At 71.7% G+C, this 19,995-nt stretch carries 16 protein-coding genes and 3 tRNA genes; 17 read left to right on the top strand and 2 right to left on the bottom strand.

Features of this window, described 5'->3' with window-relative positions; translation table 11 throughout:
* Nucleotides 1-231: 231 nt before the first annotated feature.
* The 14 genes from dnaA (at nucleotide 232) to ACIQI7_RS07785 (ending at nucleotide 16,008) form a co-directional block, all read left to right on the top strand.
* A complete protein-coding gene (gene dnaA, locus ACIQI7_RS07720; RefSeq protein ID WP_401106106.1) occupies nucleotides 232-2,088 on the top strand; it encodes a chromosomal replication initiator protein DnaA in 1,857 nt (618 codons plus the stop codon).
* A gap of 967 nt (nucleotides 2,089-3,055) precedes the next feature.
* Nucleotides 3,056-4,186, top strand: a complete 1,131-nt coding sequence (dnaN, locus tag ACIQI7_RS07725) for a DNA polymerase III subunit beta (RefSeq protein WP_387760623.1) — start codon at nucleotides 3,056-3,058, stop codon at nucleotides 4,184-4,186.
* Nucleotides 4,187-4,356: 170 nt separating this feature from the next.
* A complete protein-coding gene (gene gnd / locus ACIQI7_RS07730; RefSeq protein ID WP_316522219.1) occupies nucleotides 4,357-5,232 on the top strand; it encodes a phosphogluconate dehydrogenase (NAD(+)-dependent, decarboxylating) in 876 nt (291 codons plus the stop codon).
* Nucleotides 5,233-5,273: 41 nt separating this feature from the next.
* Nucleotides 5,274-6,407, top strand: a complete 1,134-nt coding sequence (gene recF / locus ACIQI7_RS07735; protein ID WP_401106108.1) for a DNA replication/repair protein RecF — start codon at nucleotides 5,274-5,276, stop codon at nucleotides 6,405-6,407.
* A 118-nt stretch (nucleotides 6,408-6,525) separates the two neighbouring features.
* Nucleotides 6,526-7,065 (top strand): DUF721 domain-containing protein, encoded by a 540-nt coding sequence (locus ACIQI7_RS07740; RefSeq protein ID WP_387760626.1) that lies wholly within the window; start codon nucleotides 6,526-6,528, stop codon nucleotides 7,063-7,065.
* Between the two features lie 268 nt (nucleotides 7,066-7,333).
* Entirely contained in the window at nucleotides 7,334-9,349 is a 2,016-nt protein-coding gene (gene gyrB, locus ACIQI7_RS07745; protein ID WP_387760627.1) for a DNA topoisomerase (ATP-hydrolyzing) subunit B, read from the top strand.
* A gap of 131 nt (nucleotides 9,350-9,480) precedes the next feature.
* Entirely contained in the window at nucleotides 9,481-12,018 is a 2,538-nt protein-coding gene (gyrA, locus tag ACIQI7_RS07750; protein WP_387760651.1) for a DNA gyrase subunit A, read from the top strand.
* A gap of 224 nt (nucleotides 12,019-12,242) precedes the next feature.
* Nucleotides 12,243-12,926, top strand: a complete 684-nt coding sequence (locus ACIQI7_RS07755) for a DUF3566 domain-containing protein (RefSeq protein WP_401106110.1) — start codon at nucleotides 12,243-12,245, stop codon at nucleotides 12,924-12,926.
* A 261-nt stretch (nucleotides 12,927-13,187) separates the two neighbouring features.
* Nucleotides 13,188-14,582 carry a class I SAM-dependent methyltransferase gene (locus ACIQI7_RS07760; protein ID WP_401106112.1) on the top strand — a complete coding sequence of 465 codons (1,395 nt, stop codon included), beginning with the start codon at nucleotides 13,188-13,190 and terminating at the stop codon, nucleotides 14,580-14,582.
* A 16-nt stretch (nucleotides 14,583-14,598) separates the two neighbouring features.
* Nucleotides 14,599-14,675: transfer RNA gene (locus tag ACIQI7_RS07765), tRNA-Ile, on the top strand.
* Nucleotides 14,676-14,777: 102 nt separating this feature from the next.
* Nucleotides 14,778-14,851: transfer RNA gene (locus tag ACIQI7_RS07770), tRNA-Ile, on the top strand.
* Nucleotides 14,852-15,029: 178 nt separating this feature from the next.
* Nucleotides 15,030-15,362 carry a DUF6191 domain-containing protein gene (locus ACIQI7_RS07775; protein WP_401106114.1) on the top strand — a complete coding sequence of 111 codons (333 nt, stop codon included), beginning with the start codon at nucleotides 15,030-15,032 and terminating at the stop codon, nucleotides 15,360-15,362.
* Between the two features lie 258 nt (nucleotides 15,363-15,620).
* Nucleotides 15,621-15,749 carry a DLW-39 family protein gene (locus ACIQI7_RS07780; RefSeq protein ID WP_014137031.1) on the top strand — a complete coding sequence of 43 codons (129 nt, stop codon included), beginning with the start codon at nucleotides 15,621-15,623 and terminating at the stop codon, nucleotides 15,747-15,749.
* Between the two features lie 186 nt (nucleotides 15,750-15,935).
* Nucleotides 15,936-16,008: transfer RNA gene (locus ACIQI7_RS07785), tRNA-Ala, on the top strand.
* Between the two features lie 82 nt (nucleotides 16,009-16,090).
* Here the strand turns inward: ACIQI7_RS07785 and ACIQI7_RS07790 are convergent.
* On the bottom strand, nucleotides 16,091-16,828 hold the full coding sequence (locus ACIQI7_RS07790) for a DUF5324 family protein (RefSeq protein WP_401106115.1): 738 nt from the start codon (nucleotides 16,826-16,828) through the stop codon (nucleotides 16,091-16,093).
* Between the two features lie 464 nt (nucleotides 16,829-17,292).
* Here ACIQI7_RS07790 and ACIQI7_RS07795 point away from each other — a divergent pair, with 464 nt between their 5' ends.
* On the top strand, nucleotides 17,293-18,186 hold the full coding sequence (locus ACIQI7_RS07795; RefSeq protein WP_401106117.1) for a rhomboid family intramembrane serine protease: 894 nt from the start codon (nucleotides 17,293-17,295) through the stop codon (nucleotides 18,184-18,186).
* Nucleotides 18,187-18,527: 341 nt separating this feature from the next.
* Here ACIQI7_RS07795 and crgA read toward each other — a convergent pair whose 3' ends face one another.
* Complete coding sequence (gene crgA, locus ACIQI7_RS07800; RefSeq protein ID WP_049656797.1) at nucleotides 18,528-18,776, bottom strand: cell division protein CrgA; 249 nt, start codon at nucleotides 18,774-18,776, stop codon at nucleotides 18,528-18,530.
* A gap of 167 nt (nucleotides 18,777-18,943) precedes the next feature.
* On the opposite strand from crgA, the gene ACIQI7_RS07805 reads away from it, so the two are divergent.
* Both ACIQI7_RS07805 and ACIQI7_RS07810 read left to right on the top strand, forming a co-directional pair.
* Nucleotides 18,944-19,708, top strand: a complete 765-nt coding sequence (locus ACIQI7_RS07805; RefSeq protein WP_401106119.1) for a DUF881 domain-containing protein — start codon at nucleotides 18,944-18,946, stop codon at nucleotides 19,706-19,708.
* A gap of 69 nt (nucleotides 19,709-19,777) precedes the next feature.
* A complete protein-coding gene (locus tag ACIQI7_RS07810; protein WP_387760634.1) occupies nucleotides 19,778-19,957 on the top strand; it encodes a hypothetical protein in 180 nt (59 codons plus the stop codon).
* The last annotated feature ends 38 nt before the right edge of the window (nucleotides 19,958-19,995 follow it).

The raw sequence follows: 19,995 nt of genomic DNA on the forward strand, positions 1-19,995 counted from the left end.
AATCCGCGGCGCCCGTGCTGCGCGCCTTATGGAGCGGGTGGACCCGCGGACATGCGGCAGCGGCCATCGACAACTCGACCTGGTTACGGTACGCGGGACGGGGCGCGAGGGTCAAACCAGCCCGTCCCGGCCCCCGGTTGCCCACAGCCTGTGGACAACAACTTGATCCGGCTCTGTTCGCTGACTACCGTTGCAGAACTTGTCTGGTTTGTTCTTGGAAAGCGTGCACCAGTGGCTGATGTCAACAGCGACCTCGTCCCGGTCTGGGCCAGGGTCGTCGAGCGGCTGGTCAGCGACCCCGATGTCGGGGAGATGGACAAGCAGTGGGTGCAGCGCACCCAGCCGATGTGGATGATGCACGACACCGCCCTGCTGGCGACCCCGAACGAGCGGGCCAAGCAGGTGCTGGAGGGCCGGCTGCTACCGCAGCTGACCGACGCCCTCAGCCGTGAACTCAGCCGCCCGGTGCGGATCGCCGTGATGGTCGACGCCAACGCGGTGCCCACCACCCCCGCGGCCGCCGCCCAGGCCCCCGCCGAGCCCTACCCCGGCCCGGCCGAGGAGGACGCCCCCGACTACGGCGGCCAGGGCTACCAGCAGCCGTACGAGCACGGCCGGCCCTACGAGCAGGACTACGAGCGCCCCCGCTACGACACCGGCGGCTACGAGCAGCGCCAGGCCCCGTACGGCGCCCCCGGCGGCGGACCGGGCTGGCAGGGCTACCAGGAACAGGGCGGGTACCAGGAGCAGGGCGGGTACCAGGAGCAGCCGCCCGGCTACCGCGATCCGGAGGAGTCCGCGCCCCGTCCGGCGCCGCGGCCCGTCCCCGGCCCGCCCGCGACCACCCAGGGCGACCTCTTCGGCGGCGCCTACGGCCCCGGCCCGAACGAGCAGCCCCGCGCCGGTGCCGGCCGTCGGTCCGGCGGCTCCCGCCCCTCCGGCGGCCGCCCCGCGGAGAAGGCCTCCCCGGAGCGCTCCGCCGAACGCCCCGGCGTCCCGGGGGTGCCGGCCCCGCCCGGCGCTCCCCCGGCCGGCGGCTCCCGCAAGGACGAGCCGGCCGCCCGGCTGAACCCCAAGTACCTGTTCGACACCTTCGTCATCGGCGCCAGCAACCGCTTCGCGCACGCGGCGGCGGTGGCGGTCGCCGAGGCCCCGGCCAAGGCGTACAACCCGCTCTTCATCTACGGCGAGTCCGGGCTGGGCAAGACCCACCTGCTGCACGCCATCGGGCACTACTCGCGCAGCCTCTTCCCGGGCACCCGGGTGCGCTACGTGTCCTCCGAGGAGTTCACCAACGAGTTCATCAACTCGATCCGGGACGGCAAGGCGGACACCTTCCGCCGCCGCTACCGGGACATGGACATCCTGCTCGTGGACGACGTCCAGTTCCTCGCGAGCAAGGAGTCCACGCAGGAGGAGTTCTTCCACACCTTCAACACCCTGCACAACGCGAACAAGCAGATCGTCCTCTCCTCGGACCGGCCGCCCAAGCTGCTGACCACGCTGGAGGACCGGCTGCGCAACCGCTTCGAGTGGGGCCTGATCACCGACGTCACCCCACCGGAGCTGGAGACCCGGATCGCGATCCTGCGCAAGAAGGCGATCCAGGAGCAACTGAACGCTCCCGCCGACGTGTTGGAGTTCATCGCGTCCCGGATCACCCGCAACATCCGGGAGTTGGAGGGCGCGCTGATCCGGGTCACCGCCTTCGCCAACCTCAACCGGGCCCCGGTGGACCTGGAGCTGGCCGGGATCGTCCTCAAGGACCTGATCCCGGGCGGGGACGAGGACGCCGGACCGGAGATCACCGCGCAGGTCATCATGCAGCAGACCGCCGCGTACTTCGGCCTGGGCGTGGACGACCTCTGCGGATCCTCGCGCAGCCGGGTGCTGGTGACGGCCCGGCAGATCGCGATGTACCTCTGCCGGGAGCTCACCGACCTCTCGCTGCCGAAGATCGGCGCCCAGTTCGGCGGCCGCGACCACACCACGGTGATGCACGCGGACCGCAAGATCCGCTCGCTGATGGCCGAGCGCCGCTCGATCTACAACCAGGTCACCGAACTCACCAACCGCATCAAGAGCTAGGGCAGAGCGCAGCGGAGCCGGCGGCACCGCACAGCGCGGCCCCGGGGCGGGGCCTTCAGGGCGTCAGGAGCGATCCTGACGCCCTTTTCGCGCCTCCACAGGTGTGCGGCGCGCGCCGGCTGGGCAGGGATGCCGTCGACGGACGGACCGCCAGTCCACAGCCCGCGCCGAACAACTGACCGGTGATTCGAAACCCGGGGGCGCGCAAGGCCGTTGTCCACAGGACCGGCCCCTCCTCCACCGTCCACAGGGTGGGGAGTGCGGAGTTATCCAGAATTCGTCCACAGGCCCGTCACCGCTACGCTCTTCGGCGCAGGTCAGGTGCCTGTGGACTTGTGCACAACGGTTATCCACAGGGTGTGGACAATTGACGGGCCGCCACTGGGCCGTCCGGGTTGTCCACCGGTTGTCCCCAGGCCGAGGGCGGTTATCCCCAGGTTGTCCACAGCGGCGTCCACAGTTCGACAACCGTGGGCTGGCGTTCATACCCTGGTGTGAAAGGCGTCACGAAAAGTTGACCGGCGCCCGTGGATAACCGGGCCCGGATCTGGGGACAGCCCTGGGGATAACCTGTGGATACCCTGCGTGCCCTGTGGGTAACGCTCGGCTGTCCACAGCGCGGCCTGCCCGTCCACAGCCGCCGTCCACAGTCCCTGTGGACAAAATTCGGGCTCTGACCTGCGGAAACGGGGTTATCCACGGTTTCCACAGGCCCTACTACTACCACTACACATTTAGACCCGGGACTTGCTTTCAAAGTGGGTGGGCCCCGGATCTGTGGACAACCGGTCTCCGACAACCGTTCGGGTCGCTTCCGCCCGTCTGCCCCGTCTGTCGGCGGAGTACGTCAGACTGTCCTTGCGACTGGAAGCGGAGCGACCCAGCTCGGCGGACAGCCCGAACCGACGATCAAGACCAGACGAACCAGAGTGCGAGCGGGAGCGCTCGATCCAGGAGGCGGTTACCGGTGAAGTTCCGGGTGGAGCGTGACGTCCTCGCGGAGGCGGTGGCCTGGGCTGCCCGCAGCCTCCCGGCACGGCCGCCGGTGCCGGTGCTGGCCGGCCTGCTGCTGACCGCGCAGGAGGGCAGCCTGGCGCTGTCCGGCTTCGACTACGAGGTCTCGGCCCGGGTCGAGCTGGAGGCGGACGTCGAGGAGGCCGGCACCGTCCTGGTCTCCGGCCGGCTGCTGAACGACATCTCCCGCAACCTCCCCAACCGCCCGGTGGAGATCTCCACCGACGGCCAGCGGGTCAGCGTGGTCTGCGGCAGCTCCCGCTTCACCCTCCCCACCCTCCCGGTGGACGAGTACCCGGCGCTCCCCCAGATGCCGACCGCCACCGGCACCGTCGCCGGCGACGTCTTCGCCTCGGCCGTCAGCCAGGCCGCGGTCGCCGCCGGCCGCGACGACACCCTCCCGGTGCTCACCGGCGTCCGGGTCGAGATCGAGGGCGACCGGATCACCCTGGCCGCCACCGACCGCTACCGCTTCGCCGTCCGCGAGCTGCTGTGGAAGCCCGAGCAGTCGGACATCTCCGCCGTCGCGCTGGTCCCGGCCAAGACCCTCCAGGACATCGCCAAGTCCCTGGGCAGCGGCGACACCGTCTCCATCGCGCTCTCCTCGGGCGGCGCGGGCGAGGGCCTGATCGGTTTCGAGGGCGCCGGCCGCCGGACGACCACCCGGCTGCTGGAGGGCGAGTTCCCCAAGTTCCGCAGCCTGTTCCCGACCGAGTTCAACGCGGTCGCCGCGATCCAGACCCAGCCCTTCCTGGAGGCGCTCAAGCGCGTCTCGCTGGTCGCCGAGCGCAACACCCCGGTCCGCCTGAACTTCGAGGAGGGCGTGCTCACCCTCGAGGCCGGCTCGGGCGACGACGCCCAGGCCACCGAGCGGATCGAGGCCTCCCTGGAGGGCGACGCCATCTCGATCGCCTTCAACCCGGGCTACCTGGAGGAGGGCCTCAAGGCCATCGACTCCCCCTACGCCCAGCTCAGCTTCACCACCCCGACCAAGCCCGCGCTGCTCAGCGGCAAGGTCTCGGTGGACGCCGAGGAGGACAAGGCCTACCAGTACCTGATCATGCCGGTCCGCCTCTCCGGCTGATCCCCCGGATCCGACCGTCCACAGGCTGTGCACACCCGCTGTGCACAGCCTGTGGACGTCTCCCCCGTCCGGCCCGACCGCCGACCGGTGGGCCCGCTCCAGCGCGTAGGCTCAAGGAGCGCGGCAACGGCGCCGCCGGCAGGCACGTCACCACAGGTAAGGACTTGGTCATGGAGCTCGGCCTCATCGGTCTCGGCAAGATGGGCGGCAACATGCGCGAGCGGATCCGCCGCGCCGGCCACACCGTCATCGGCTACGACCGCAACCCGGACATCTCCGACGTCGAGAGCCTCCAGGAGCTCGTCACCAAGCTCCAGGGCCCGCGCGTGGTCTGGGTCATGGTCCCGGCGGGCGCCGCCACCCAGGCGACCGTCGACGAGCTCGCCGAACTGCTCTCCCCCGGCGACGTGGTGGTCGACGGCGGCAACTCCCGCTGGACCGACGACATCAAGCACGCCGAGGCGCTGGCCGCCAAGGGCATCGGCTTCGTGGACTGCGGCGTCTCCGGCGGCGTCTGGGGCCTGGAGAACGGCTACGCGCTGATGTACGGCGGCGACGCCGAGCACGTCGCGAAGGTCCAGCCGGTCTTCGACGCCCTCAAGCCCGAGGGCGACTTCGGCTCGGTGCACGCGGGCGCGGTGGGCGCCGGCCACTTCGCCAAGATGGTCCACAACGGCATCGAGTACGCGATGATGCAGGCCTTCGCCGAGGGCTGGGAGCTGCTGGAGGCCGCCCCCGAGGTCACCGACGTGCGCGAGGTCTTCCGCAGCTGGCAGGAGGGCACCGTCATCCGCTCCTGGCTGCTGGACCTGGCCGTCCGCGCCCTGGACGAGGACGAGCACCTGGCCAAGCTGCGCGGCTGGGCCGCCGACTCCGGCGAGGGCCGCTGGACCGTCGAGGCCGCGATCGACCACGCCGTGCCGCTGCCGGCGATCACCGCCTCGCTGTTCGCCCGCTTCGCCTCCCGCCAGGACGACTCTCCGCAGATGAAGATGATCGCCGCGCTGCGCAACCAGTTCGGCGGCCACGCGGTCGAGTCCAAGTAACCAGCAGGTCCTCCACAAGAAGGCGGGCGCAGTCCACAGCCATGCACGTCGCGCATCTGTCGCTCGCCGACTTCCGGTCGTACGCCCGGGCCGAGGTTCCCCTCGACCCGGGCGTGACGGCGTTCGTGGGGCCCAACGGCCAGGGCAAGACCAACCTGGTCGAGGCGATCGGCTACGTCGCCACCCTGGGCAGCCACCGGGTCGCCACCGACGCCCCGCTGATCCGGCTGGGCGCCGAGCGGGCCGTGGTCCGCACCTCGGTGGTGGACCGCGGCCGCTCCACCCTGGTCGAGCTGGAGCTCACCCCGGGCAAGGCCAACCGGGCCCGGATCAACCGCTCCGACAACGTCCGCCCGCGCGACGTGCTGGGCCTGCTGCGCACCGTGCTGTTCGCCCCCGAGGACCTCAGCCTGGTCAAGGGCGACCCGGGTGAGCGGCGGCGCTTCCTGGACGAGCTGCTGACCGCCCGGGCACCCCGGCTGGCCGGGGTCCGGCAGGACTACGAGCGGGTGCTCAAGCAGCGCAACGCCCTGCTGAAGACCGCCGCGATGGCCCGCCGGGCCGGCGGCGGCAAGGGCGCCGACCTCTCCACCCTGGAGGTCTGGGACGGCCATCTGGCGCGCGCCGGAGCCGAGTTGACGGCCTTCCGGATCCAGCTGGTGGCCGCCCTGCAGCCGCTGGTGGCGGCCGCGTACGGGCAGCTGGCCCCCGGTGGCGGCGAGACCGCCCTGGAGTACCGCAGCTCCTTCGAGGGCGAGCTGCCGACCAGCCGCGAGCAGGCCGAGGAGCAGTTGCTGAACGCGCTGCAGGCGGTCCGCAAGCAGGAGGTCGAGCGCGGCGTCACCCTGGTCGGCCCGCACCGCGACGAGCTGGTGCTCAGGCTCGGCCCGCTGCCCGCCAAGGGCTACGCCAGCCACGGCGAGTCCTGGTCGTTCGCGCTGGCGCTGCGGCTGGCCTCGTACGAGCTGCTGCGCGCCGACGGCGGCGAACCCGTGCTGATCCTGGACGACGTGTTCGCCGAGCTGGACGCCGCCCGCCGGGACCGGCTGGCCGAGCTGGTGGCCGGCGGCGAGCAGGTGCTGGTGACCGCGGCGGTCGCCGAGGACGTGCCGAAGGCGCTGGCCGGCGCCCGGTTCTCGGTCTCCGACGGCGTGGTGCGCCGGATCGACGCCTGACCCCCTCCTTCTTCCTCCCGCCCGGGCCGGTCGCACCGCACCCGGCCGTCCGCCGTCCGCGCCCTCCCGTACGCTGGATCGCTCAGCGTTGTCCACAGGCTGGGGAAAGGAGATCGCCGTGAGCGAGCCGGCGGAGAACTCCCCCCAGCCCGGTGCCCCCGCGCCGACCGGCGCCGACCTCGCCCGTTCCGCGCTGCGGGCGGCCCGAGCCCAGGCCCGCCAGCGCGGTGAGCAGGTCCGGGAGAAGCGCGAGGCGAAGCGGCACGGCCTGCGCAGCGGCGCCCGCTCGGACGGCCGCGACCCCGTCCCGCTGGGAGCGGCGCTCAACCGGCTGCTGACCGAGCGCGGCTGGGAGTCCTCGGCCGCGGTCGGCGGGGTGATGGGCCGCTGGCCGCAGATCGTCGGCCCGGACATCGCCGCGCACTGCCACCCCTCTTCCTACGACGAGGCCGCCGCGGTGCTCACCGTGCAGTGCGACTCCACCGCCTGGGCCACCCAACTGCGCTGGCTGGCACGGCAGTTGGTGGCACGTCTGAACCACGAGCTGGGGCACGGGACGGTCCGGACCATCAAGGTGCTCGGCCCGGCGGCGCCCGCCCGCGGCTACGGCCGGCTGCGCGCCCCGGGGAGCAAGGGGCCGGGCGACACCTGGGGCTGACCGGGACGTCGGACCGCCGCCGGAGGCACGGATCGGATGGCGATCTTCCGGAACCCCTGACAGCCCTTCCAGGCGCCCTGGGCCCCCCGGTCGAGTATCGGGACATGTGCAGAGGGGATTCAGGGCGGCGTATCTGCCCTCAAGGGCTGCCAAACGCCCATCTCTGTCAGTCGTACCGGTAGACTGAAAGCCAAACACTGTTGCTAGTGGCAACCGAGTCGAAACGCTGTGGTCGCACGCCCGCCCGCACGGGGTGGGCATGCGGCCCGTGCTGTGCCAGAGAGGGCGCTTCGTGGCCGATTCCGGCAACCCCAGCCAGACCCCAGACCAGTCCGACCAGGCTTCCTACACCGGTAGCAACATCCAGGTGCTGGAAGGCCTCGACGCCGTCCGCAAGCGCCCCGGCATGTACATCGGTTCGACGGGCGAGCGCGGCCTGCACCACCTGGTGCAGGAGGTCGTGGACAACTCCGTCGACGAGGCGATGGCCGGGTACGCCGACACCATCGACGTCACGATCCTGGCGGACGGAGCGATCCGCTGCGTCGACAACGGCCGAGGCATCCCGGTGGACATCGTCCCCGGCCAGGACAAGCCGGCCGTCGAGGTCGTGCTCACCGTCCTGCACGCCGGCGGCAAGTTCGGCGGCGGCGGCTACGCCGTCTCCGGCGGTCTGCACGGCGTCGGCGTCTCCGTGGTGAACGCGCTGTCCACCAGGCTCTCCGTGGAGATCCACAAGGACGGCCACATCTGGACGCAGGACTACAAGATGGGCGCCCCGACCGCCGCCCTGGTGAAGGGCGCGGAGACCGACCGCACCGGCACCACGGTGACCTTCTGGGCCGACCCGGACATCTTCGAGACCACCGTCTACTCCTTCGAGACGCTCTCCCGGCGCTTCCAGGAGATGGCCTTCCTCAACAAGGGCCTGTCCATCTCGCTGACCGACGAGCGCCCCGAGCACGTGGACGAGGAGGGCAAGCCGCTCACCGTCACGTACAAGTACGACGGCGGCATCGCGGACTTCGTCGCCCACCTCAACTCCCGCAAGGGCGAGGTCATCCACCCCTCGGTGATCGACTTCGAGGCGGAGGACAAGGACAAGGCGATCTCGGTGGAGATCGCGATGCAGTGGAACTCCTCCTACACCGAGGGGGTCTACAGCTTCGCCAACACCATCCACACCCATGGCGGCGGCACCCACGAGGAGGGCTTCCGCGCCGCGCTGACCGGCCTGGTCAACCGCTACGCGCGGGACAAGAAGCTGCTCCGCGAGAAGGACGACAACCTCTCCGGCGAGGACATCCGCGAGGGCCTGACCGCGATCATCTCGGTCAAGCTCGGCGAGCCGCAGTTCGAGGGCCAGACCAAGGACAAGCTCGGCAACACCGAGGCCAAGACCTTCGTCCAGAAGGTCGTCCACGAGCAGCTCAACGACTGGCTGGACCGCAACCCCAACGAGGCCGCGGACATCATCCGCAAGTCCATCCAGGCCGCCACCGCGCGCGTCGCCGCCCGCAAGGCCCGCGACCTGACCCGCCGCAAGGGCCTGCTGGAGTCCGCCTCGCTGCCGGGCAAGCTCTCGGACTGCCAGTCCAAGGACCCGTCCGAGTGCGAGATCTTCATCGTCGAGGGTGACTCCGCCGGCGGCTCGGCCAAGCAGGGCCGCGACCCGCGCACCCAGGCCATCCTGCCGATCCGCGGCAAGATCCTGAACGTCGAGAAGGCCCGGATCGACAAGGTCCTCCAGAACACCGAGGTCCAGGCGCTCATCTCGGCCTTCGGCTGCGGCATCCAGGAGGACTACGACGAGTCCAAGCTGCGGTACCACAAGATCGTCCTGATGGCCGACGCCGACGTCGACGGACAGCACATCCGCACCCTGCTGCTCACCCTGCTGTTCCGCTTCATGCGGCCGCTGGTCGAGTCCGGGTACGTCTACCTCGCCATGCCCCCGCTGTACAAGATCAAGTGGGGCAAGGACGACTTCGAGTACGCCTACTCCGACCGCGAGCGCGACGCGCTGATCGCCGCCGGGGTCGAGGCCGGGCGCCGGCTGCCCAAGGACGACGCGATCCAGCGCTTCAAGGGTCTCGGCGAGATGAACGCCGAGGAGCTCCGGGTCACCACCATGGACGCCGAGCACCGCCTGCTGCTGCAGGTCACCCTGGAGGACGCCGCCCGTGCCGACGAGCTGTTCTCCGTGCTGATGGGCGAGGACGTCGAGGCCCGCCGCTCCTTCATCCAGCGCAACGCCAAGGACGTCCGCTTCCTGGACGTGTGACGCCTGCACCCCAGGCCCCGCACGTTCCAGTCCGCGTGAAAGGAAACTGACCACCAGTGGTCGACGACAACCGTCCCGAAGGCGACCAGCCCGAGACCCCCGAGGCCGCCGAGGCCACCGCCCAGGCGACGATGCGGATCGAGCCGGTCGAACTCGAGACCGAGATGCAGCGCTCGTACCTCGACTACGCGATGAGCGTGATCGTCAGCCGTGCGCTGCCCGAGGTCCGCGACGGCCTCAAGCCGGTGCACCGCCGCGTGCTCTACGCGATGTACGACGGCGGGTACCGCCCCGAGAAGGGCTACTACAAGTGCGCCCGCGTCGTCGGCGACGTCATGGGCAACTACCACCCGCACGGCGACACCTCGATCTACGACACCGTGGTCCGCCTGGCCCAGCCGTGGTCGCTGCGGATGCCGCTGGTGGACGGCAACGGCAACTTCGGCTCCCCGGGCAACGACCCGGCGGCGGCCATGCGCTACACCGAGTGCAAGCTGATGCCGCTGGCCATGGAGATGATGCGCGACATCGACGAGGAGACCGTCGACTTCGCGCCCAACTACGACGGCCGCTCCCAGGAGCCGACCGTCCTGCCGGCCCGTTTCCCCAACCTGCTGGTCAACGGCGCCACCGGCATCGCGGTCGGCATGGCCACCAACATCCCGCCGCACAACCTCCGCGAGGTCGCCTCCGGCGCGCTCTGGTACCTGGAGAACCCGGAGGCCTCCGCCGAGGAGCTGCTGGACGCCCTGATCGAGCGGATCAAGGGCCCCGACTTCCCCACCGGTGCGCTGATCGTGGGCCGCCGCGGCATCGACGACTACTACCGCACCGGCCGCGGCTCGGTCACCATGCGCGCCGTCGTCGAGGTCGAGGAGATCCAGGGCCGCCAGTGCCTGGTGATCACCGAGCTGCCGTTCCAGGTCAACCCGGACAACCTCGCGCTGAAGATCGCCGACCTGGTCAAGGACGGCAAGATCGCCGGCATCGCCGACGTCCGCGACGAGTCCTCGTCGCGCACCGGCACCCGCCTGGTCGTGGTGCTCAAGCGCGACGCGGTCGCCAAGGTCGTGCTCAACAACCTGTACAAGCACACCGAGCTGCAGACCAACTTCGGCGCCAACATGCTGGCCCTGGTCGACGGCGTGCCGCGCACCCTGTCGCTGGACTCCTTCATCCGGCACTGGGTCAACCACCAGGTCGAGGTCATCGTCCGGCGCACCACCTTCCGCCTGCGCAAGGCCGAGGAGCGCGCCCACATCCTGCGCGCCCTACTCAAGGCCCTGGACCTGATCGACGAGGTCATCGCGCTGATCCGGGCCTCGGCCAGTGCCGACGCCGCCCGCACCGGCCTGATGGGCCTGCTCGACATCGACGAGCTCCAGGCCAACGCCATCCTGGAGATGCAGCTGCGCCGCCTGGCCGCCCTGGAGCGCCAGCGGATCATGGACGAGCACGACGAGCTCCAGCGCAAGATCGACGAGTACAACGCGATCCTGGCCTCGCCGACCCGCCAGCGGGAGATCATCTCCGAGGAGCTCACCGCGCTCGTCGAGAAGTACGGCGACGACCGGCGCTCCACGCTGATCCCGTCCGACGGTGACCTCTCCATCGAGGACCTCATCGCCGAGGAGGACATCGTCGTCACGATCACCCGTGGCGGCTACGTCAAGCGGACCCGCTCCGACCTATACCGCTCGCAGAAGCGCGGCGGCAAGGGTGTGCGCGGCGCCCAGCTGAAGCAGGACGACATCGTCGACCACTTCTTCGTGACGACGACCCACAACTGGATCCTGTTCTTCACCAACAAGGGCCGGGTCTACCGCGCCAAGGGCTACGAGCTGCCGGACGCCGGGCGCGACGCCCGCGGCCAGCACGTCGCCAACCTGCTGGCCTTCCAGCCGGACGAGCACATCGCCCAGGTGATGGCCGTCCGCACGTACGAGGACAAGCCGTACCTGGTCCTCGCCACCCGGGCCGGCCTGGTGAAGAAGTCCCCGCTGAAGGACTACGACTCCCCGCGCTCCGGCGGCCTGATCGCGATCAACCTGCGCCAGGACGAGGAGGGCCGGGACGACGAGCTGATCGGCGCCGAGCTGGTCTCCCCCGAGGACGACCTGCTGCTGGTCTCCAAGAAGGCCCAGTCGATCCGCTTCACCGCGACCGACGACGCCCTGCGCTCCACCGGCCGCGCCACCTCCGGCGTCAAGGGCATGGCCTTCCGCGAGGACGACGAGCTGCTCTCGATGAACGTCGTCCGTCCGGGCACGTACGTCTTCACCGCCACGGACGGCGGGTACGCCAAGCGAACCGGTGTGGACGAGTACCGTGTGCAGGGACGCGGCGGCTACGGCACCAAGGCGGCGAAGATCGTCGAGGGCCGGGGTTCGCTGGTCGGCGCGCTCGTGGTCGACGAATCCGACGAGATCATGGCGATCACCCTCTCGGGTGGGGTGATCCGCACGAGGGTTTCCGAGGTTCGTGAAACCGGACGTGACACCATGGGCGTCCAACTGATCAACCTCGGAAAGCGCGACGCGGTCGTGGGCATGGCCCGCAACGCGGAGGCCGAGGACGAGGAGACGGCGGAGGACGAGGTGGCGGGTACCGAGTCCACCGAGACGGCCGAGGGTGCGGCGACGGTGGTCGACGGAGACGTCGAGGCCTGAGCCGAACCGCAGACCGGCGCCGCCGCGTTCGACCGAAGGACGCGGCGGCTCCGGGCGCCGACCAGTTCCGGGCAATCCCGCCGGGCGCTGGATGACGAGTGACAGGCAGGGCGGCGCCGCCGTCCTGGTGGGAAGTGCGGGAGGACCAGGTGAGTGGAGCCACGGGTGCTGCGGGAGGAACCTCCGGCGGCCGTCCGGGCGCGCAGGGCGGGGGTTCGTACGGTGTGCCGCAGCCGCCGAACGAGCACTCGGCCGCGTCCACCTCGCTGATGCCACCGGCCGGCGGAGCGGGCCAGAGCGGTGCGACCTACGGCGGGCAGCCGCCCGTGCCGCCGAGCAGCCCGGCCGCCCCCGGCTCGGGCGGCTTCTCGCAGCCGACCACGTACGCCAAGGGGCAACCGACCCCGGCCCGGGGCACCCGGACCGGCGGCAACACCCCGCCCGGCGGGACCCCGGTCGGCGGCGCCCCCGCCGCCGGGGCGGCGCGCCGGCCCGCGCCGGCCCCGGCCGCGGCGGCCGGCGGCCCCGGTCTCGGCCGGACCCGCAAGGCCCGGCTGCGGGTGACCAAGGTCGACCCGTGGTCCGTGATGAAGGTCAGCTTCCTGCTGTCGCTGGCCGTCGGCATCATCATCATCGTGGCCGCGGCCGTGCTGTGGATGACGCTGGACTCGCTCGGCGTCTTCGACTCGCTGACCAAGACCCTCAAGGACGTCACCGGCTCGGACAGCAGCGGCGGCCTCAACCTGATGGACTACGTCGGCTTCGGCAAGGTGATGACCTTCACCACGCTGATCGCCGTGGTCGACGTCGTCCTGCTGACCGCCCTGTCCACGCTCTCCGCGTTCATCTACAACGCGGCGGCCGGCTTCACCGGCGGCGTCGAGCTCACCCTGGCCGAGGAGGACTGACCCCGGCCGGATCCTGACCCCCGGTCAGTTCCCCGTCCGCGGACGGAATGTGCGGGCCCCACCGGCTGTTGCAGCCGGTGGGGCCCGTCGGCATTTCGGGTGACAGCCGGCCGCCCGCGGCGTGCCGCCCGGAAACCGGGCGGCCGCGGTGGGCTTAGCTGGGTGCCGCCCGTCCCGCGCCTGGGAGTGCCGCAGGCCGCCCCCGGTCCGCCCGACCGGGTCAGCTGAGGTTTCCGCAGGACGACTGGACGGAGGCGCGCGGTGGCGAAGCTCGCAGGTCAACTGGTCGAGGCCCTGGAAGGGCTGTTGGGGGTCCCGGTACCGCTGCGGGTACAGGCCTGGGACGGCAGCGTCGCCGGGCCGCCGGGCGCGCCCACCCTGGTCCTGCGCAACCGCCGGGCGCTGCGCCGGCTGATCTGGCAGCCGGACGAGCTGGGCCTGGCCCGGGCCTACGTCGCGGGGGATCTCGAACTCGCCCCGGGCACCGACCTGTACGAGACGCTCTCCGCCGTCGCCCGCTTCGCCGAGCGGCCGGACATCCGCGCCCGGGCCCTCGGGCCGCGCGACGCGCTCGGCCCCAAGGGCCGCCGGGTGCTCGCCGCCGTGCTGCGGGCCGGAGCGGTCGGCCTCGAACCCGAACCGCCGCGCGAGGAGGTCCGCAGGGCCGCCGGGCGGCTGCACAGCCGCAGCCGGGACCGCGCGGCCATCAGCCACCACTACGACGTCGGGAACGACTTCTACCGGCTCGTGCTGGGCTCCTCGATGGTCTACTCGTGCGCCTACTGGACGCCGGAGGCGAAGAGCCTGGAGGCCGCCCAGGAGGCCAAGCTCGACCTCATCTGCCGCAAGCTCGGCCTGCGCCCCGGGATGCGCCTGCTGGACGTCGGCTGCGGCTGGGGCTCGCTGCTGCTGCACGCCGCGAAGCACTACGGCGTCACCGCGGTCGGCGTGTCCATCTCCCGGGAGCAGGTCGCGCTGGCCCGCGCCCGGGTCGAGGAGGCCGGGCTGTCCGACCGGGTCGAGGTCCGGCTCCAGGACTACCGGGAGATCGCCGACGGGCCCTTCGACGCGATCTCCAGCGTCGGGATGGCCGAGCACGTCGGCTCCGAGCAGTACCGGGTGTACGCCGAGGGCCTGTACGGGCTGCTGGTGCCCGGCGGCCGGCTGCTCAACCACCAGATCGCCCGCCGCCCCGACCTCCCCGGCGAGCCGCACCGCACCAGCCCCTTCATCGACCGCTACGTCTTCCCGGACGGCGAGCTCTCCCCGGTCGGTTCCACCGTGGCCCGGCTGGAGGAGGCCGGCTTCGAGGTCCGGGACGTCGAGTCGCTGCGCGAGCACTACGGGCTGACCCTGCGCGAGTGGGTGGCCAACCTGGAGGCGCACTGGACGGAGGCGGTCCGACTGGTCGGCCGCGGCCGGGCCCGGGTCTGGCGGCTGTACATGGCGGCCTCCGCGCTGGCCTTCGAGCAGAACCGGATCGGGATCAACCAGGTGCTCGCCGTCCGCAGCACCGAGGAGGGCGCGGCGGGCCTCCCGCCGACCCGCGAGGAGTGGCTGCTGCGCCCCGCGACGGGTGCGGCGCGGCTGGTCGCGGGGGGCGCCGCCGCGGCCCCGGGGGATCCGGATTTGGGAGAACGGCCGTCGGTCCGCTAATCTTTCAGTGCGGCAAGGGCCTATAGCTCAGACGGTTAGAGCGCTTCCCTGATAAGGAAGAGGCCACAGGTTCAAGTCCTGTTAGGCCCACCACCGCGAAGGGCCCGGAGTGATCCACTCCGGGCCCTTCGACTCGTCCTGGGATCGGACGGGGCCGCGGGCCGGCCGGAATCCGGTACGATCTCTTCTCGGTGAGGGCCTATAGCTCAGACGGTTAGAGCGCTTCCCTGATAAGGAAGAGGCCACAGGTTCAAGTCCTGTTAGGCCCACCTCCCCGAAGGGCCCGGAGTGATCCACTCCGGGCCCTTCGGCGTTTCCCGCTCCGTTTCCCGGCGTGCTTCCCGGCGTGTCCGCCTCCGCCGGGCCGGGAACCGGCCGCCGGTCCCGGCTGTTCTCCGGGGAGAGGCGGTGGAGGGTTGGTGACACGGCATGGCGATGTTGTGGGCGATGAGCATCCCCGGACTGGTCTGCGCCCTGGTGGTGCTGGCGGCGCTCGACCAGCTGGCCCTGCGGGCGGGCCGCGCCCGGTGGGTGCCCTGGCGGGGAACCGGGCGGGAGGGGCAGATCTCGGCCACCGGGTTCGAGCAGCTGCACGCGCAGTTCGCCGCGGGCAAGCAGCACGAGCTCGACGAACGCGGCAGCACCCTGATGCTGCGGGACGAGGAGGGCGAGGGCGCGCCGCCCCGGACCAGGGTGGACCTGGCGGGCGGCAGGGCCGTGGTGGTGGTGCCGGGCAGCCCGGCGGACGGACCCGTGGACGGTCCGGCGGGCCGAGCCTGACCGGGTGGCGGCCGGGGCGTTCCGGGCCGGTCGGACCGCCCGCCAGGAGGTGCGGCGTCAATCCTGGGACCGGACCGCCGGGTTGACCGCACCGGTGGCTGGTCACGATTGGGACACCGGTGTGTATCATCGGCCGCAAGGGCAGTCTGGCACCCGGCAGCCCTTTCGCGAGCGAAACACAACTGGACTCGTCGGCCCGGTCAGTCCGGCCGGATCCGGCTCTTGAGTCCACCAACGCAAGAAGGACGAGGTCCCGCGGTGAAGAAGCTTCTCCTGGTCGCCCTGGTCGCCCTCGGCGGCTTCTTTGTCTACCGTCAGGTCCAGGCGGACCGCGCCGAGCAGGACCTGTGGACCGAGGCCACCGACCCGGTTCCGGCCGGTCGCTGAGCACCCGGCGATCTGACGATCGACGAACTCCGGAGGCGCCCGTCGGCGCCTCGCGGGCCGGCCGGCCCGGTCGACGCACCGGACCGGCCGACCCTCTGGAACGGCACTGCCGCAGGGGGACGGCGCTGGGAATCGCGCCGGAAACCGGTACGCTAGTGCCCGTTGGCACGCGCGCGGTGCCGTCGAGGGGCATTAGCTCAGTTGGTAGAGCGCTGCCTTTGCAAGGCAGATGTCAGGAGTTCGAGTCTCCTATGCTCCACAGTTCACAGCAGTAGCCGATCGGCCGCCGCCCTGGAATCCAGGGCGGCGGCCGATCGGCGTTTCCGGGGGTCGCCGTGCGGTCAGCGCGGCTGCGGTCCGTCCTCGGGGGCCGGGCCGCCGTTCTCGGCGGACGGGACGCCGTCCGTGGACTCGCCGGGGAAGTCCGGGCCGGAGCCGTTCACCGGGGCGGAGGCGGCGTGCGCACCGGCCGGCCGGGGCTCCTGCGGGGCGGGGGGCTCGACCAGCCACTCCGGGTTGCTGTGCCGGCGCCACCACTGCCAGGCCACGATGCCGCCGCCGATCGCCAGCAGGCCGGCCACGGCGAGGCCGGTGGAGGTCCGGTTGCAGCGCCCCTTCCTGGCGTTCCGGGCGGCCAGCTCGCTGATCTCGGCCGAGCTGACGTTGCCCTGGAGGGCGGTCAGCGCGGCCGCGCCGCGGGCCTGGGCCTCCTGGGCGACCGGGCCGACGGTCGCGCGGGCCTCCTCGACCGCCTGGGCGACCCTGGGGCCCACGGTGGCGCGGGCCTGATCCGCGGCCCGGGTGGCGGACAGGCGGGCCGCCAGGGCGGCCTCCTGGGCCCGGTGGAGGGCCTTCAGGGCGTTCTGCTGGGCGTCCGGCGGAAGGCTGGCGAAGGCGTGGCCGAACTGCGGGGCCAGGTGGCGGTCGTACTGGCTGCGGAGGTTGTGGGCGGCCAGCGCGGCCTTCGGCCCGAAGGCGTCCAAGGCGGGGCCGAGACGCTGCTTGGCGCCGTCCGCGAACTGTGCGGCGGTGTCCCGGGTCCTGGTGGCCGTCTCTCGGGCCGAATCCGAAAAGCTCACGAGTCTCTCCTCCTGGGTGGCGTCCTTTATGCACATATCCACCTGAATGCTGATCATGCATCCTGATTTGTCCGAAGGCACTTCGGATGGGCCGTACGCGGGCCCCTGCGGGCTCCTGCGGGGCGGGGGCGGCACGCCGAGGTGGGCCGTACGGGCGGGTTCGTGCGGGGCGGGCGGTGGGGAGACGGGGCGGGGCGGCACACCGGGTTGGGCGTGCGAGCGGGCCCCTGCGGGGCGGGCGGGGCGGGGGCGGCACGCCGAGGTGGGCCGTACGGGCGGGTCCGTGCGGGGCGGGCGGCGGGGAGACGGGGTGGGGCGGCACACCGGGTTGGGTCGTACGGGCGGGTCCGAGCGGGCGGGGCCTAGGGGCGGACTGGGTGGCTGCGGGGGAGTAGGTCCGGGAGCGGGGGTGCGGCAGTAGGCTGGCGGTTTCGGAGGTCGTGTACGGGAAGGGGACCCCGCTGATGCTCCCGGACGAGCCGCGGTCGTCGGCAGACCGGTCCCCGGAGGCCGGGCCGCCCGGCTGCTACCGGCACCCGCAGACCCCCACCGGGGTCTCCTGCACCCGCTGCGAGCGGCCGATCTGCCCCCGCTGCATGGTGGCCGCCTCGGTGGGCTTCCAGTGCCCCGAGTGCGTCGGCGACGGCCACGCCGGGTCGCGGCAGGCGACCACCCGGTTCGGCGGCGCCCTGGCCGCCGACGGCGGCCTGGTCACCCGGGTGCTGATCGGGGTCAACGTCGTGGTCTGGGTGCTGGCGGCCTACGTGCTCGCCCCGCGGCTGGGCCAGACCTGGTCGCTGTTCAGCGCCGGGCGGGACATCCTCGGCGGCCCGGCGGGCATCGCCGACGGCCCGGGCCAGTGGTACCGGCTGCTGACCGCCGCCTTCCTCCACCTGGAGTGGTGGCACGTCGGGATGAACATGCTGGTGCTGTTCTGGCTCGGCCCGCCGCTGGAGGAGGCGCTCGGCCGGCTGCGCTTCCTGGCCCTCTACCTGGTCTCCGCCCTGGGCGGCAGCACCTTCGCCTTCGTGGTGGCCGGCGACTGGATGAACTCGGTGGGCGCCTCGGGGGCGGTCTTCGGGCTGATCGGCGCCACGATCGTGCTGCAGCTGCGCAACCGGGGCCCGCTCGGCCCGGCGATGGCGTTCCTGGTCTTCAACCTGATCGTCACCTTCTCCCGCCCCGGGATCGACTGGCGCGCGCACATCGGCGGCCTGCTGCTCGGCTCGCTGACCGCGGCCGGCCTGATGTACGCCCCGCGGGAGCGCCGCGGCCCGGTGCAGGCACTGGCGGTGGCGGGCGCGGTGGCGGTCGAGGCGGGGATGCTGCTGGCCGGGATGGCCCTCTACGGGAGCTGACGGGACCGAGCGCTCGGACGTTTGTCCACAGCGGGTGCGGGGTTGTGCACAGGCTGTGCGCCCACCCGGTTGTGGACTGCTGTTCTACGCGTGTCCTCCTGTGCGATTTCTCCGTTCCCGGGGAGTTGCGCACAGCTGTGGGCGGCCGCACCCGGGAAGGTTATCCACAGGCTGGGGGGACTTTTCCCCAGTGTGGATAACCATGTGGATAAGCGGGTGGTCGGATGATGGGGATAACCGGATCCCACCCGGCTCCGGACACGCCTGACCGCCGCCCCGGGACGAGCGATCCGGAGCGGCGGGAGAACGGCTCGGAGCGGAGCCTCAGGACGGGCGGGCCGTCACTTCCACTGGGTGGAGACGCCGAACCCGGCGGCGATGAAGCCGAAGCCCACCAGGATGTTCCAGTTGCGCCAGCTCTCGACCGGGTAGGTGCCGCTGGTCACGTAGTAGGTGACGATCCACACCAGGCCGATCAGGAACAGTGCCAGCATCAGCGGGGCGACCCAACCACGGCCCGAGCTGATCTTCACCGCGGCCGTGGTCGGCGGGGTGTAGTCGGACTTCTTGCGGAGTCGAGACTTCGGCACGAGGAGCTCTCCTGTCGATGCGCTGTGAGACCGCGCGGGGTGCAACGGGTGGAATCGGCCGGGCCGGCCGTGGAGAACGTCCTGGGGACCGCTCCGCCACATGCCACCGGCGTCCGTTAGCGTAGTGGCTCTGCGGGTCTTGAGGAGATAAGGGTACGGTGACTAATTTGTCGATTCCCCCCGAGCCGGCCCGTACCCGCCGCTCCGGCACCCGAATTGTCGGCCGTGCCCTGACCTGCGCCGTCTTCGCGCTCGCCGGTCTGCTCTTCTACATCAGCGCGCAGACCGCCCGCGGCACCGACCTGCGGACCGACAACTCGCTGCTCAGCCTCGGCGACGTGGTCCGCCAGCGCAGCGCGCAGAACCAGCAGGCGCAGTCCCAGCTCGCCGACCTCCAGGCCCGCGCCCGGCAGCTCACCGAGCAGCAGGGCCACGACCCCGCCGACGCCGTGCGGCTGGACGGCCTGCGCACCGGCGCCGCGCTGGAGCCGCTCCAGGGCGGCGGCCTGACCGTCACCCTCAACGACGCCCCGCCGAACGCCACCGCGCGCATCCCCGGCGTGCCCGAGCCCGGCGTCAACGACCTGGTGATCCACCAGCAGGACATCCAGGCCGTGGTCAACGCGCTGTGGCGGGGCGGCGCCGAGGGCGTGCAGGTGATGGACCAGCGGCTGATCTCCACCAGCGCCGTCCGCTGCGTCGGCAACACCCTGCTGCTCCAGGGCCGGGTCTACTCCCCGCCGTACGTGGTCAAGGCGGTCGGGCGGACCGACGCCCTGCGCTCCGCCGTCGAGGCGGACCCGACGATCCGCAACTACCTCCAGTACGTCCAGGCGTACGGGCTGGGCTGGAAGGTCCAGGAGAGCGGCGAGCTGACGCTGCCCGGCTACTCCGGCACCACCGAACTGCGGTCGGCGGGCGGGCAGCAGTAGCGGACCTGCCCCGCGGCCGTGGACGGCGGGTCTACTCTTTAACCCAGTCCGCTGCGTCGAGGGAGCACCATGTACGGCTGGATCTGGCGTCACCTCCCGGGGAACACCCTGGTCCGGTCCGTCATCTCGCTGCTCCTCGTCCTGGGGATCGTCTACCTCCTCTTCACCTACGTCTTCCCGTGGGCGGAACCGCTGCTCCCCTTCGGCGACGTCACAGTGGACGGCGGCGACGGCGCCGCGACCGGCTGAGCCGGCGGGCCCGGCACTCCCTTCCAGCACCGCATCCC

This window comes from Kitasatospora sp. NPDC092039 (assembly GCF_044756065.1).
In the GTDB taxonomy this organism is placed as follows: Bacteria; Actinomycetota; Actinomycetes; order Streptomycetales; family Streptomycetaceae; genus Kitasatospora.

What these genes read in the sequence shown, in the direction of transcription:
- ACIQI7_RS07810 (WP_387760634.1), top strand. Translation starts at nt 19,778, where the DNA reads ATGTACGGCTGGATCTGGCGTCACCTCCCGGGGAACACCCTGGTCCGG.
- gnd (WP_316522219.1), top strand. Translation starts at nt 4,357, where the DNA reads ATGGAGCTCGGCCTCATCGGTCTCGGCAAGATGGGCGGCAACATGCGC.
- ACIQI7_RS07775 (WP_401106114.1), top strand. Translation starts at nt 15,030, where the DNA reads ATGAGCATCCCCGGACTGGTCTGCGCCCTGGTGGTGCTGGCGGCGCTC.
- recF (WP_401106108.1), top strand. Translation starts at nt 5,274, where the DNA reads ATGCACGTCGCGCATCTGTCGCTCGCCGACTTCCGGTCGTACGCCCGG.
- ACIQI7_RS07795 (WP_401106117.1), top strand. Translation starts at nt 17,293, where the DNA reads ATGCTCCCGGACGAGCCGCGGTCGTCGGCAGACCGGTCCCCGGAGGCC.
- gyrA (WP_387760651.1), top strand. Translation starts at nt 9,481, where the DNA reads ATGCGGATCGAGCCGGTCGAACTCGAGACCGAGATGCAGCGCTCGTAC.